Origin of the sequence: Rurimicrobium arvi (genome assembly GCF_039540495.1) — a bacterium.
Lineage (GTDB): Bacteria > Bacteroidota > Bacteroidia > Chitinophagales > Chitinophagaceae > Rurimicrobium > Rurimicrobium arvi.
In genome coordinates this window covers 48,956-62,495 of the sequence record NZ_BAABEZ010000022.1, presented here as the reverse complement: position 1 = coordinate 62,495, position 13,540 = coordinate 48,956, and the positions used below count along the sequence as shown (strand labels likewise).

Here is a 13,540-nt window from a genome sequence, read left to right as displayed (position 1 = left end):
AAAACCAACCTATATGGCGTCAAAGAAACCAACACAACGTGCTGTTCCGGATACGAAGGATACAGAAAATATAAAAACGGAGCAATTGAAGCCCCATACCGCAAACGCGGATAATGAACTGATGACCACCGACCAGGGTGTCCGGATCAATGACGATCAGAATACGCTGAAAGCGGGTGACCGTGGTCCTTCCCTGATGGAGGATTTTATCTTCCGCGAGAAGATGACGCACTTTGATCATGAGCGTATTCCCGAACGCATTGTACATGCACGCGGTACAGCCGCCCATGGTGTGTTCCGCGTATATGAATCGCAATCGGCGCTGACAAAAGCTGCTTTTCTGAATGATGCGAAAGCCGAAACACCCGTGTTTGTAAGGTTTTCGACCGTGGCGGGTTCACGCGGATCTACCGACCTGGCACGTGATGTGCGTGGATTTGCGGTGAAGTTTTACACTCAGGAAGGGAATTTTGATCTGGTGGGTAACAATATGCCGGTTTTCTTTATTCAGGACGCGATGAAGTTTCCCGATCTGATCCACGCGGCCAAACCGGAACCGGATAATGAGATACCGCAAGCCGCTACTGCTCACGATACTTTCTGGGACTTCATTTCGCTGATGCCAGAGAGCACACATATGATCATGTGGGCGATGAGCGACCGAGCGATTCCGCGCAGCCTGCGTATGATGGAGGGATTTGGGGTGCATACATTCCGGCTGGTGAATGAAGCCGGTCTGTCTCATTTCGTAAAATTCCACTGGAAGCCCGTGCTCGGTGTACATTCCGTATGCTGGGACGAAGCGCAGAAGATTTCCGGAAAAGACCCGGATTTTCACCGCCGCGACCTTTGGGATGCGATTGAGAGCGGTAACTATCCCGAATGGGAGCTGGGCATTCAGGTGATCCCCGAAGCCGACGAACATAAATTCGATTTCGACCTGCTGGACCCGACCAAAATCGTTCCGGAAGAACTGGTGCCTGTGCAACTCATCGGCCGGCTTACCCTCAACCGTAACCCGGACAACTTCTTTGCCGAAACAGAACAGGTGGCCTTTCATGTAGGCAACATCGTTCCGGGCATCGACTTCACGAACGACCCGCTGATGCAGGGAAGACTGTTTTCGTATACCGATACACAACTGATCCGCCTGGGCGGACCCAACTTCCACGAAATACCCATCAACCGCCCTGTTGTTCCGGTACATAATAACCAACGTGACGGATTTATGCGCCAGACCATAAACAAAGGAAAAGTCAGTTACAGCCCGAATTCGCTGGGCGGTGGCTGTCCCTATCAGGCAGGAAGAATGGATGCAGGATTTACTTCCTACCCGGAGCGTATAGACGCAGAGAAAGTGAGAAGACGCAGCCCCAGCTTTTTCGATCATTTCAGCCAGGCACGTCTGTTTTTCAACAGCCAGTCCGAAGCCGAAAAAAACCACATCATCGATGCGTTGAGCTTTGAGCTCGGAAAAGTACAGACGATTGCAATCCGTGAACGCATGCTGTATACCTTATCCCAGGTGGATAAAGGCCTTGCGGCTGAGGTGGCTTATGCACTGGGACTGAAGATTCCGTCTGAAGTACATCCTCCGTTGAATCAGAGCATTCCCGCGGATGGCAAACCGGAAGTGTACCAACCTACGGAAAAGCAGATCAAACTGCAGCGCTCGGAAGCGTTGAGCATGGCCAATACCGTCAAAAACACAATCCGCACGCGTAAGATCGCTATCCTTGCGGCAGATGGTGTGGACGAGGCTTCCGTAAATACGGTGAGTCAGCTGCTGAAAGATGAAGGTGCGATTGTGGAGATTATCGCCCCGCGGTTGGGTACGCTGCAATCAGAAAATGATGAAGTCATAGAGGTGCACCAGAGTTTCCTTACCGCTTCCTCGGTGTTTTACGATGCCGTGTATGTACCGGGCGGAACGAACAGTGTGGCTACGCTCGAAGCCGATCCGGATGCGATCCATTTTCTGAATGAGGCGTTCCGCCACTGTAAAGCAATAGCAGCCGATGACGATGCGACGCAGGTACTGGAAGCTACTTACTTTTCAAGAAAACTGCCAAAAGACGGAACCGAGTCTGTAATGGACGAGGGGATCATTATAGATGCGGATGCGAACGTGGTAGGCCGGGAATTTGTCCGGGCCATTGCGCAGCACCGGTTTTGGGACAGAGAGCAGGTGCGTAAAGTCCCTGCATAATTCCTGAAAATATTCCGGTATAATAATATCTCGTGTTTCACAATCAACACCCTTATACCGGAAATTAAAGGGGTAAGATGATGAGGTCCTGCCGATTCATCTGCCCCTTTTGCTTTTGCATACACTCCTTTCTTATATTTGCTGTGTGAAATGGATCTGCACCTTATTGGCTCTGCTTGTACTGACCTTGTCGGTACAGCCGGTGTGTGCGGCAGTTTCCCCGGGCGATAATTGTTGCGCGGTTTATGGCAATGGTGATGCAGGATGTGATGCCCAGGAAGACGCTGCAGAGCATAAGACATCCGATTGCAACAGCGGCTGCAACCCTTTCCAGATATGCGCCTGCTGCGCGTTATCCATTGTCGCTCCACCCCACCCTTTTACGATTACTCCTTCTTTTATAAGCGTGCCTTCACCCGACTGGTCACTGTTGTATGTACGGCTGGGCGATGCACCTGCTTACGGCTTCTGGCAGCCTCCGCGTATAGCCTGATTTTTTTATTGCCGCGCGGTATAGCCTGTCTGTATCTGCGCTATCTTTTTTATTTACCGGTTATTGCCTGCGTCGTTTTACAATGGCGCTGTAACAGGTATTATACCGGAACCTATCCAAACAATAAAGACAATGAACAAATCAAGCATTTTCCCAATAGCTCTCTTTTTTATTTCCCTGTTCTCCATTGCCGCCAGAGCGCAACAGACGGACAGCCTCAGAACAGCGATCATCACAGTGGCCAACCTGCATTGCAACAATGATATGCCCACCATCAAAAAGCAATTGCTGAACCAGGATGGCATAGACGAAGTGAGCTTTACTGAAATACACGGAGACAGATCGGCTTTTACGATTTTCTATCATACGGCTGCCACAAGCGAGCAGCAGATAAAGGCGGCAATAGAAGCGACTCCCGGCTGCGACGATCCTGCTTCCCGCCCGTATAAAGTGAAACAGGCAAAACCCTCTAAAAAGTAAGCGTAATGATCAGAGCAATAGCAGGCATTGCGCTGCTGTTGATCCCCGATACGCTGTACGCACAAACCATCAGTGGCAAACTATTCGGTGCTACCGAAACAGGCATGGAGATACTGCCCGGCGGCACCCTGCAACTGACAGGCAACGGAGCAACAGTCCGCGCCAATGAGAACGGCGTGTTCGTGCTTAATGCCGACAGCGTCAGCGACAAAAGGATCATAGCAAGCGAACCCGGATATATTACAGATACCATCGATCCGGGTCGGAGGACCTACCTGTCCATAACACTGCGCAGGAATGCCCACATACTGAAAGGGGTGACGGTGAAAGACAGCCGGGCGGCATACCTCGCAAACACAGCGGTAAAAACCGAGGTGATCACGCAGCGGGAATTATCCAAAGCCGCCTGCTGCGATCTTGCAGGATGTTTCGGTACGCAGGCTTCGGTGCAGCCTCAGACAACCAATGTGGTGACCAATGCACAGGAGCTGCGTATATTGGGGCTTTCGGGGGTGTACAACCAGGTATTGTTCGACGGGTTACCAATGATTCAGGGGCTCAACTACACCTACGGAATCAGCACTTATCCGGGTACGGTAGTAGACAATATTTACGTATCGAAAGGAACGACTTCCGTACTGCAAGGCTACGAAAGCATCTCAGGGCAGATCAATCTTGAGAGCAAACAGCCGGATAAAGCGGAACAGCTTTACCTGAATGCGTATGCCAACAGTTTCGGAGAAGCACATTTCAACGCAAACGTTGCCGGCTCTGTCGGCAAAAAGAAACGCTGGCATTCTTTACTGGCATTGCACTCGGTACAACCGGCAGCGAAGGTGGACGGCAATCATGACGGATTTCTGGATCTGCCGCAGCTCAAACGCTATATGGCTTACAACAAATGGCGGTATGGCAACGACAGGGAACATGGTCTGTACATACAGACCGGATTACGCATCGTGCAGGAATCGCGTACAGGCGGACAAACGGGTTTTGATGCGGTCCGGGATTTGGGCAGCAATACCGTGTATGGCCAATCCGTGCATTATACACAGCCGGAGGTGTATCTCAAAACCGGATACCGTTTTTCCACACGCCATGCAATAGCGTTTGCCGCCGCCGCTTATTTCCAGGACCAGCATTCCTGGTTCGGAACAACGAAGTACGATGCCCGGCAACGGTCTGCCTACCTGAACCTGCAGCATGAGTGGCAATGGCACCGACGGCATTCGCTCAAGTATGGGGTGAGCTATCGTTACCAGCGGCTGGAGGAACAGATCGGCTTTTCGGACAATTCGCTCGGAAGAAGCTTCGCCGGACATTACCGGACACCGCTGTCGGTTCCGGGGGCATTTGCAGAGCATACTTTCCGCTGGCGCGACGAGCAGATTGTACTCATTACGGGTGCGCGTATTGACAGGCACCAGGTGTGGGGAACGTATTTCACTCCCAGGGCAATGCTTAAATATGCCTGGAACAATCACCATACCTTCCGCGCATCGGCCGGCAGCGGCTGGAGACAGGTGAACCTGTTCAGCGAACAGATAAACCTGCTGGTGGGTTCGCGCGATGTAATATTTACGGAAGCGTTGAAGCCCGAACAGGCAGTGAACTGGGGAGTGAGTCATACATACCGCTTCGACTGGAGCGCTGCGGTTAACGGAACGCTGAGCGCCGACTTTTACAGCACGCATTTCCGCAACCAGTTTTTTCCTGATTATGATACCGACCCGACAAAGGCTTTTATCCGCAATTTTGAGGGAGTGTCGCACTCCAACGGACTGCAGGTGGAAGCATCGCTGGTATTCTTCAAGCGACTCGAATTCCGAACAGCTTATAATTACCTGGACGTGTACCGGATAGAAAACGGCAGTAAAATACTGCTCCCCTTCAACCCAAGGAACCGGGCAATGGCCGCACTCTCCTACCGGACAAAGCAGGACAGATGGCAGGCAGATTTAAACGCACACTGGTTCGACAGGATGCGCCTGCCCAACACCAGCAGCAATCCCGATGCCTATCGCCGGCCCGCCTTTTCGGTGCCGTATGCAACGGTGAACATGCAGCTTACTTTCCGGTACCGGAAATCGCTGGACATTTATGCAGGTTGTGAGAATGTCGCCAATTACCGCCAGCCCAACCCGATTATCAGCGCAGATAACCCCTTCGGAAAGTACTTCGATCTGTCATCTGTATGGGGACCTACGAGAGGCCGCGAATGGTATATCGGTGTGAAGTATCGTATTCTTTAGTTAAATACCGGGGCGAAATGATCGGGTTTTTAACTTTGATCAGGCAGTCCCATCATCCATAAATACCTTTTAAAAAAAAGCAACACATGAAATCCGGCAAGCTGCAATTACATTTACCCGTTCCCGTGTTACTGAGCCTGGCCCTGCTGCTTACAGGACTGGTACTGGATTATTTCATTCACCCGGCCTTCTTTACCGGCCTTGTGCGGATCATCTGGTATGGCATCGCTTACATTCCTGTAGGATACCCGGTGGCCACACAGGGATTCACGCTCCTGCTGAAAGGCGACGTGTTTACCGAATTTGTACTGATGACGATCGCAACCCTGGGGGCATTTCTGATAGGAGAATACCCGGAGGGCGTTGCGGTTATGCTGTTTTATACCATTGGCGAGCTGTTTCAGGATGCAGCGGTGCACCGCGCCAAACGCAGTATTCAGGCTTTACTGGATATCCGCCCGGAAACAGCGATGCTGCAAACAGCCGGTGGTTTTGAAACAGCCGATCCCAAAAATATAGTTGTCGGCGACATCATACAGGTGAAAGCCGGCGAAAGAGTCCCGCTGGATGCAGCAATGCTGAGCGAAGCAGCACTGTTTAATGCGGCTGCGCTTACCGGTGAAAGTAAGCCGGTGCGTATAACTGCAGGCGGGCAAGTGCTGGCGGGAATGATTGTGCTGGATAAGGTAGTGGAACTGAAAGTAAGTAAACTTTATAAGGACAGTGCCCTGGCACGTATATTGTCGCTTGTGCAGGAAGCTACCGGCCGCAAAGCGAAAACGGAACAGTTTATCCGTAAGTTTTCCCGTATTTACACACCTATTGTGGTATTGCTGGCCCTGTGCATCACAGTGCTTCCCTGGCTGTTTGTGCAGGATTATGTTTTCCGCGATTGGTTATACCGCGCCCTGATTTTCCTCGTGATCTCCTGCCCCTGCGCATTGGTGATCTCCATCCCATTGGGCTATTTCGGCGGTATAGGGGCTGCCTCGGCAAACGGTATCCTGTTTAAAGGATCGAATTTTCTTGACCAGCTCCCGGAAGTGAATACAATTGTAATGGATAAAACCGGTACGCTTACCGAGGGAACATTTACGGTCCGGGAAGCAAAATCATTTGCACAGGCACCTGAAAACTGGCTGGTAATGGCCGCAGCGCTGGAAGCCTCATCCACCCACCCCGTGGCGCAGGCGGTGTCTGTGTATGCCGGAGATCAGGCAAAAGCCCTTCAAGCAAAGGATATACAGGAGATCGGCGGAAAGGGGCTGAAAGGAACGGTAGACGGACAGGAAGTTTCGGCCGGCAACCTGAAGTTGATGGAACAGATGCAGATAGCCGTGCCGGAAGAGCTGCGCCGCATAAGCGATACATTTGTGGCAGTGGCGATCAACCGCAAAGTTGCAGGCTATATCACTATTGCAGATAAGGCAAAAGCAGATGCCCGGCCGGCGGTTGCAACGCTGCAGCAAAACGGTATCCGGGTGGTGATGCTGTCCGGTGATCGCCAGGCAGTGGTAGACAAGGTGGCGCTGGAACTTGGGATTACAGAGGCATTCGGAGAGCTGCTGCCGGAAGACAAAGTGAGCCGGCTTGAAGCCATTAAGGCAAAACCGGGAACCCTGTGTGCTTTTGTCGGGGACGGAATCAACGATGCTCCCGTACTGGCGCTCAGCGATGTGGGTATTGCCATGGGCGGGCTCGGAAGCGATGCCGCAATAGAAACTGCAGACGTAATCATCCAGACGGATCAACCTTCACGTATTATCAGAGCCATACAGATCGGCAAGGCAACAAAGCGGGTGGTCTGGCAGAATATCATTTTTGCGTTTGCGGTAAAAGCAGCGGTTCTGGTATTGGGCGCTGCCGGCGTTGCAACGATGTGGGAGGCCGTATTTGCAGATGTTGGAGTTGCATTGCTGGCAATCGTAAACTCCGGTCGTATACAGCATATGAAGTTCGCGTAGCGGCCTCGACTGTAAGCCATCGTTTTGCTGACTGTTATTTTCCTTTGATTTAATGGAGCAATCGTTCGCTGAACGAACTAATGATGTACATTTAATATTCTAAATACTCCCCCAATGGCAGCAATCCACCCTCACGTTAATTTCAACGGGAATGCAGAAGAGGCATTCAATTTTTACAAATCGGTATTCGGCGGCGAGTTCGCGAATATTGTACGCTTTAAAGACATCCCGGGAGCCGGGCATGTACAGGAGCATGAAATGAATAATATCATGCACATCGCTTTGCCGATCGGCGGAAATATGCTGATGGCCAATGATGTCCCGGAAAGTCTGGGTCGTGTGAATGAACAGGAGAACCGATCAAAAATCGTGATCACCGCCGACAGTCGTGAAGAAGCGGACAAACTGTTTCATGGACTTTCTGCGGGAGGCGATGTGGAAGTACCCATCGGCGACAGTCCCTGGGGATCTTATTTTGCGATGTTCCGCGATAAATACGGCATCGAATGGATGATCGATTTTATGCCCGACAGAGCATAACAATTTCTATATACAATACAGTTCCCGCACTGGCGGTGCGGGAATTGTATTGATCCCTTTTCCGTAACACTACGGATTTTTATCACTATACGCCCTCCTTATTTATCTTTGGCGCATGAAAAAACTGTTACCGTTATTGCTGCTGCTCACAACGCTGGTCTCTTCAGCACAACAAAAACAGGATTATAAAATCATCGCTTATTATACCGGAGATGGACTGCAACTGGAGCAGTTTCCGCTCAACAAACTGACCCACATCATTTACAGTTTTGTAAAACTGCAAAACGACAGCCTTGTATTGCGGGACTCTTCTCAGGAAAAAACGGTACGGCAAATTGTGGCACTGAAAAGGAAATACCCACATCTGAAGATTATGGTATCGATGGGAGGATGGAGTGCCTGCGCGCCCTGCAGCGATCTGTTCGCAGATGCACAGCACCGCGCAACCTTCGCCCAAACGACTGTTGCTTTACTCCGTAAATACAATCTGGACGGTGTGGACCTCGATTGGGAATACCCCGCCATTGAAGGATTTCCCGGTCATAAATATGAGACCGCGGACAGGCTGCATTTCACGGAATTAATACGAACCATCAGAAAAGAAATGGGTAACCGCTACCTGCTGAGTTTTGCCGCCGGTGGCTTTATCAAATATTTGGAGCAGTCGATCGACTGGCCGGCAGTATACCCGATGGTGGATTTCATCAACCTGATGACCTACGATCTTGTGGGAGGATATGCTACTGTAACAGGTCACCATACCCCACTCTACAGCTACCGCGACAGACAGGAATCCACCGACAAGTGCGTAAACTGGCTGCTGGACCATGATGTGCCCGCGTCCAAACTGATCACCGGTGCTGCATTTTATGCACGGGTTTGGGAAAAGGTACAGCCGGAAGGCAATGGCTTATACCAGTCGGGGGTATTCAAGGAAGCTGTCGATTACAACCGCTTCAATGCTTATTTCAGCGACAGCTCGGGCTATACCTACTATTGGGACGACCGCGCACAGGCGCCTTACCAGTATAATCAACGCAAACAACTTTTTGCAACATTCGACAATGAACGGTCTGTCTCAGAAAAAGCAAAATACGTACGGCAAAAGAAACTCGGTGGTATCATGTTCTGGGAACTCACGCTGGACAAGCCTTCCGGGGGGCTCGTGGAGCATATATGGGAGGTATTGCGGTAGCGGTATCGTTACCGGCATTTAAGAATCAGGAATCCGACTTTAGAGTTTTAGCAATAACCTGTCTCAGACGGTCCTCATTTTTGTCTCCCCAATTCCCCAATTCAGCAATTATCGGAATTAAGGTTTTTCCAAAATCCGTAAGGCTGTACTCCACTTTCGGCGGCAGTACAGGATAAATTTTCCTGCAGATCAATTCGTGATCTTCCAACTCCTTTAACTGCATATTCAGTACGCGCCTCGTGGCCTCGGGTATTTTTCGTTGTAACTCACTCGGACGCAAATGCCCCTGACTGATAAACCACAACAATCGGATTTTCCATTTACCATACAATACTTCACCAATAAGGTCAAGACCACAATTCAAATTCAGGGGAATTTTCCTTTCACGCATATCGCTAAATTAACACAAGGTTTCCGGTATGCAATAGGGATAATATTATCCCTATGCCATTCCGGTTTCCCTTATTGCCAGAGACTCATATACGGTCCAATTTTGTAAAAAATAAAACAATGGATCAAGCATTCAATTTCAACAATGAGCTATCAGGCAAAATTGCTTTGGTTACCGGCGGCACCAAAGGAGCAGGCAGAGCAATTGCCGAAAGGCTGTTACAGGCCGGAGCCACAGTAATTGTCACTGCACGGAATACCCCGGAAAAAGAAAACAGCAAATTGCATTTTATCGCTGCAGATTTAAGTACGGCAGCCGGATCTCAGCATGTAATAAGTGAAGTGCTGTCTACCTATGGCAGACTAGACATTCTTGTAAATAACCTGGGCTCCTCGGTCACTCCGGCCGGCGGCTTTGCTGTCCTGACGGATGAAGACTGGGAATCAACCCTGCAGGCCAATTTGCTTGCCCCCGTCCGGATGGACAGAGGATTTTTACCTCAGATGATACATCGCAAAAACGGGGTGATTATTCACATAGCTTCTATTCAGGGCAAACTGCCGTTGTATGATTCAACCTTGCCCTATGCAGCTGCAAAAGCAGGATTGATCAATTACAGTAAAAGTTTATCCAATGAAGTTACTCCGAAAGGCGTTCGCGTGCTTACCGTTTCACCGGGATGGATCAATACCTCAGCATCGAAAGACTGGCTGAGTGAAATTGCAAGAAATGCAAACAGCACGATAGAACAGGCGCAACAAGGTGTTATGGATGCACTGGGCGGAATACCTTATGGCAGGCCTACCGAACCCGAAGAAGTAGCCGAACTGGTGGGCTTTCTCGTGTCTCCGAGAGCCAATTACTTATCAGGAACCCAATTTGTAGTCGATGGCGGAACAGTGCCAACAATCTAATAATCTTCAAAAAAATCAGAAATGAATTTACCTAAAGTAGTAACCGATTTAATCGATGCACAAAATACATTTGACAGTGTTGCCTATGCAAACTGTTTCTCCGAGACCGGAATAATGTGTGACGAAGGAAAAGATTTTGAGGGGAGATCGGCAATCCGGCATTTTATAGAGGAAGCAAACAAAAAGTATCAGTCAACCATGAAGCCGCTTGATTATACAGAAAGCGGCAATTCCGGTATCCTTTCGGCGGAGTGTTCCGGCACCTTTCCGGGCAGTCCGCTCATTCTTAAATTTCATTTTAAAATTGATGACGGACAAATTCAGTATCTGAAAGTGACCGGATAAGCGATAAAGATGAGTGGCTGACTGGCCACTTTTTCTTTTTTAGGGATTTTCACCCGCAAATACGATTTTACCTTTCCTGAATTAAATTCAGTATTTTAGTTTTCCTAATACCCGCTTATGAAAACACAATTATTCCTTATCCTTTCGATTTGCCTGTTTCCTTTTCTGCTGAAGGCCCAGGGCGAATGTGGCAGCAGTATTGCGCAGCAAATGCTCATTCGGCAAATGCCGGCGTACCAGCAGCAGATAGCGCTCCATAATCAACAGTGGGCGGAGCAACAGACGGACCTGCGCACTGCCAAAAAAGTAATCAGCGGTAAAGACACCGTATATGAAGTGCCGGTAGTATTTCATATCATTCATTCCGGCGAGCCGCTTGGTTCGTTGTACAACCCTGCCGACAGCGTGATAGACAGTGTACTGGTATTCCTCAATAAAACATTTGCCGCTACCTGGCCGAGTCATCCCGATGTCACTGCCGGAGGTGTGCGTATCCCGATACGTTTTGTATTGGCCAAACGAACTCCAGACTGTAAACCTACCAATGGAATTACCCGTACAGACGGACGCTTCATCAAGGATTATGAAAGATATGGAGTCAGCATTGGCGCCCGCGAAGACTCACTGAAATCGGTAACTGCCTGGCCTAATACCCTGTATTACAATATCTGGATCGTCCGGCGCATAGAAGGATATGGAGGCTTTGCATACCTGTATTCGAGCGCAGGAAGACGGGATGGAACCATGGCGGATATCTCTTCCGTAACCCGCATTTCGGCAGCATGGGGATATAACTATATTCTGCCACATGAACTGGGACACGCTTTTTCTCTGTACCACACCTTCGAGGGTGGTTGCCTGGATACTAATTGCCTGATGAACGGAGACCTTATCTGTGATACGGAGCCTCACACCGTTCAGGGATGTGTAAGCGGCACGAATGCCTGCACCGGTAAACCCTATGGCAATACGGTCTACAACTACATGAATTATTCTAACTCCTGTGCCGACCGTTTTACACCGATGCAAAAAGAGCGTATGGTATATTCTGTTCTGGGGGATCGTCTCAGTCTGCTTTACTCTGAAGGGGCTACCCCGCCTGACCCGTCCTTTGTCGCTCCCACTGCGGCCTGCATCATCCCGGCACTGCCCAAAACAGGCAGAAATATCGGCCCGGCCCGCGTGATGCTTGACAGCTTGTACAGTAGCACGGGAGGTTTCTCCCAGGACGGTGATACCGGCTATCTCGACAGAACCTGCTTTTACCCGCCTGTACATCTTCAGGAAGGAAAGAGCTATGCACTGCAGGTAGGTTCCGGAATTGAATACCAGTACCACCGCGCGTGGATTGATTATAACAATGATGGCACATTCTCTGCATCTGAGGAGGTGATGAAAACAGGTGCTTTCTATGGCAATTATACCCTGCAGACCGATACTTTTACAGTCCCGCGCACAGGGGTGGTATACAACACTCCGCTTCGCCTAAGAGTATCCGCCGACGTCACTGCTTCTTTTACGGCCTGCAGCCTTATGATTGGTCAGGCTGAAGATTATTCGGTAATTGTGCATCGCGATACGACAAGTGCTATTCCTTCGGTGTCGGCAGAAAATGACATCCGGGTATTTCCCAATCCTGTGGCTGATCAGCTGCACATATTGTCCCCGCAACCGCTGGATCTGTTCCTGTACAGCCTGGAAGGCCGGCTCCTGATGCAGACCCATGCGCAGACCACGCTTCAGGTAGGTAGTCTGCCGAATGGCTTTTACCTGCTCCGCATGGCAGACGCCCACACGGGAGCCACCATCCGGTACCATAAATTACAGAAATGGAGCAATTAGCTTTTTGCAGATCAGGCCGGGCGGTATATTGTTTTGGCAAGTCACGCCGGATAAGCCTCCCGGCGGACCCGTGGGGAAGATATGGGGGGCTGCGGTAGCGGATGCCGGTATAATAATAAGATCTGTGCGCGCTCCGACCAGCGAACAAAAAATCAGAAAGGATGCACCGGCTTCTGTAATTTAGTCATCAATAAGACCCTGATTGCGCTGTGCAGAATTGAAGATGTGTGTTTTATTTTCGCTCCTGCGCAAAGCGCAATAACCCGGACAGATGTAATGACAATAAATAACAAAATAGTAGAGTACATCAACAGGTCTGTAAACCTTACAGATCAGGAGGCAGATGTTTTCAGTGCCGCTTTCAGAGAAGTAAAAATCAAGAAACGTCAATTCATTGTTCAGCCCAACTTCGTTGTGAAGAGCAGAAACTTTGTCACAGAAGGTTCGTTCAGAGCTTATGTTGTGGACGACAAAGGACAGGACAGTACGATAGCTTTTGCCATTGAAGACTGGTGGATTACGGATTACAATAGTTACATTCTGCAAAAGCCGGCAACGATGTTTGTAGTGGCGTTGGAAGACAGCGTAATTTTGGAAATCTCCTATGAAAAGGAACAGGCGCTCAAACAGCAGAACCACAAGTTTGAAACTTTTTTCAGGATCCGGGCAGAGCGCACCGCCGCTTTTATGCAGCAGAGAATAATATCCAATCTTACGCTTTCAGCCGAAGAACGCTATGAAAACTTCATAGACAGGTATCCTCAGATTGTGCAACGGGTACCGCAATATGCACTGGCATCGTACTTAGGGATGACAACCGAATTTTTATCCAGAATAAGGAACAAAAAGACCGCAAAAAAATAGTTGATCTACTTCAACCGAATTTATTGACGTACTTCATTTTTTACTTTTTAC

General features: G+C 49.6%; 12 protein-coding genes. 11 read left to right on the top strand and 1 reads right to left on the bottom strand.

Going from position 1 to position 13,540, the window contains the following annotated elements; translation table 11 throughout:
* Positions 1-13 precede the first annotated feature (13 nt).
* From ABD846_RS06960 to ABD846_RS06930, 7 genes are all read left to right on the top strand, one after another.
* Positions 14-2,209 (top strand): catalase, encoded by a 2,196-nt coding sequence (locus ABD846_RS06960; protein ID WP_344824384.1) that lies wholly within the window; start codon positions 14-16, stop codon positions 2,207-2,209.
* A gap of 145 nt (positions 2,210-2,354) precedes the next feature.
* Positions 2,355-2,702 carry a hypothetical protein gene (locus tag ABD846_RS06955; protein ID WP_344824381.1) on the top strand — a complete coding sequence of 116 codons (348 nt, stop codon included), beginning with the start codon at positions 2,355-2,357 and terminating at the stop codon, positions 2,700-2,702.
* A gap of 132 nt (positions 2,703-2,834) precedes the next feature.
* Positions 2,835-3,182: a heavy-metal-associated domain-containing protein gene (locus ABD846_RS06950; RefSeq protein ID WP_344824378.1), complete on the top strand. Its 348-nt coding sequence runs from the start codon at positions 2,835-2,837 to the stop codon at positions 3,180-3,182.
* 5 nt (positions 3,183-3,187) lie between these two features.
* Positions 3,188-5,434, top strand: a complete 2,247-nt coding sequence (locus ABD846_RS06945; RefSeq protein ID WP_344824375.1) for a TonB-dependent receptor — start codon at positions 3,188-3,190, stop codon at positions 5,432-5,434.
* An 86-nt stretch (positions 5,435-5,520) separates the two neighbouring features.
* Entirely contained in the window at positions 5,521-7,398 is a 1,878-nt protein-coding gene (locus ABD846_RS06940; RefSeq protein WP_344824372.1) for a heavy metal translocating P-type ATPase, read from the top strand.
* 114 nt (positions 7,399-7,512) lie between these two features.
* Positions 7,513-7,938: a VOC family protein gene (locus ABD846_RS06935; protein ID WP_344824369.1), complete on the top strand. Its 426-nt coding sequence runs from the start codon at positions 7,513-7,515 to the stop codon at positions 7,936-7,938.
* Between the two features lie 115 nt (positions 7,939-8,053).
* Positions 8,054-9,133 (top strand): glycoside hydrolase family 18 protein, encoded by a 1,080-nt coding sequence (locus ABD846_RS06930; RefSeq protein ID WP_344824367.1) that lies wholly within the window; start codon positions 8,054-8,056, stop codon positions 9,131-9,133.
* Between the two features lie 25 nt (positions 9,134-9,158).
* Here ABD846_RS06930 and ABD846_RS06925 read toward each other — a convergent pair whose 3' ends face one another.
* Complete coding sequence (locus ABD846_RS06925) at positions 9,159-9,524, bottom strand: winged helix-turn-helix transcriptional regulator (protein WP_344824365.1); 366 nt, start codon at positions 9,522-9,524, stop codon at positions 9,159-9,161.
* 119 nt (positions 9,525-9,643) lie between these two features.
* Between ABD846_RS06925 and ABD846_RS06920 the strand changes: the two genes are divergently transcribed.
* From ABD846_RS06920 to ABD846_RS06905, 4 genes are all read left to right on the top strand, one after another.
* Positions 9,644-10,438 (top strand): SDR family oxidoreductase, encoded by a 795-nt coding sequence (locus ABD846_RS06920; RefSeq protein ID WP_344824363.1) that lies wholly within the window; start codon positions 9,644-9,646, stop codon positions 10,436-10,438.
* A 21-nt stretch (positions 10,439-10,459) separates the two neighbouring features.
* Positions 10,460-10,783: a nuclear transport factor 2 family protein gene (locus ABD846_RS06915; protein WP_344824361.1), complete on the top strand. Its 324-nt coding sequence runs from the start codon at positions 10,460-10,462 to the stop codon at positions 10,781-10,783.
* Between the two features lie 117 nt (positions 10,784-10,900).
* Positions 10,901-12,625, top strand: a complete 1,725-nt coding sequence (locus tag ABD846_RS06910; RefSeq protein ID WP_344824359.1) for a zinc-dependent metalloprotease — start codon at positions 10,901-10,903, stop codon at positions 12,623-12,625.
* Between the two features lie 276 nt (positions 12,626-12,901).
* Positions 12,902-13,489 (top strand): Crp/Fnr family transcriptional regulator, encoded by a 588-nt coding sequence (locus ABD846_RS06905; RefSeq protein WP_344824357.1) that lies wholly within the window; start codon positions 12,902-12,904, stop codon positions 13,487-13,489.
* Positions 13,490-13,540 lie beyond the last annotated feature (51 nt).

Bases quoted from the DNA above. Each gene is read 5' to 3' on its own strand.
- ABD846_RS06905 (WP_344824357.1), top strand. From the start codon at position 12,902: ATGACAATAAATAACAAAATAGTAGAGTACATCAACAGGTCTGTAAAC.
- ABD846_RS06940 (WP_344824372.1), top strand. From the start codon at position 5,521: ATGAAATCCGGCAAGCTGCAATTACATTTACCCGTTCCCGTGTTACTG.
- ABD846_RS06950 (WP_344824378.1), top strand. From the start codon at position 2,835: ATGAACAAATCAAGCATTTTCCCAATAGCTCTCTTTTTTATTTCCCTG.
- ABD846_RS06925 (WP_344824365.1), bottom strand. From the start codon at position 9,524: ATGCGTGAAAGGAAAATTCCCCTGAATTTGAATTGTGGTCTTGACCTT.
- ABD846_RS06915 (WP_344824361.1), top strand. From the start codon at position 10,460: ATGAATTTACCTAAAGTAGTAACCGATTTAATCGATGCACAAAATACA.
- ABD846_RS06930 (WP_344824367.1), top strand. From the start codon at position 8,054: ATGAAAAAACTGTTACCGTTATTGCTGCTGCTCACAACGCTGGTCTCT.
- ABD846_RS06945 (WP_344824375.1), top strand. From the start codon at position 3,188: ATGATCAGAGCAATAGCAGGCATTGCGCTGCTGTTGATCCCCGATACG.
- ABD846_RS06920 (WP_344824363.1), top strand. From the start codon at position 9,644: ATGGATCAAGCATTCAATTTCAACAATGAGCTATCAGGCAAAATTGCT.
- ABD846_RS06960 (WP_344824384.1), top strand. From the start codon at position 14: ATGGCGTCAAAGAAACCAACACAACGTGCTGTTCCGGATACGAAGGAT.
- ABD846_RS06935 (WP_344824369.1), top strand. From the start codon at position 7,513: ATGGCAGCAATCCACCCTCACGTTAATTTCAACGGGAATGCAGAAGAG.
- ABD846_RS06910 (WP_344824359.1), top strand. From the start codon at position 10,901: ATGAAAACACAATTATTCCTTATCCTTTCGATTTGCCTGTTTCCTTTT.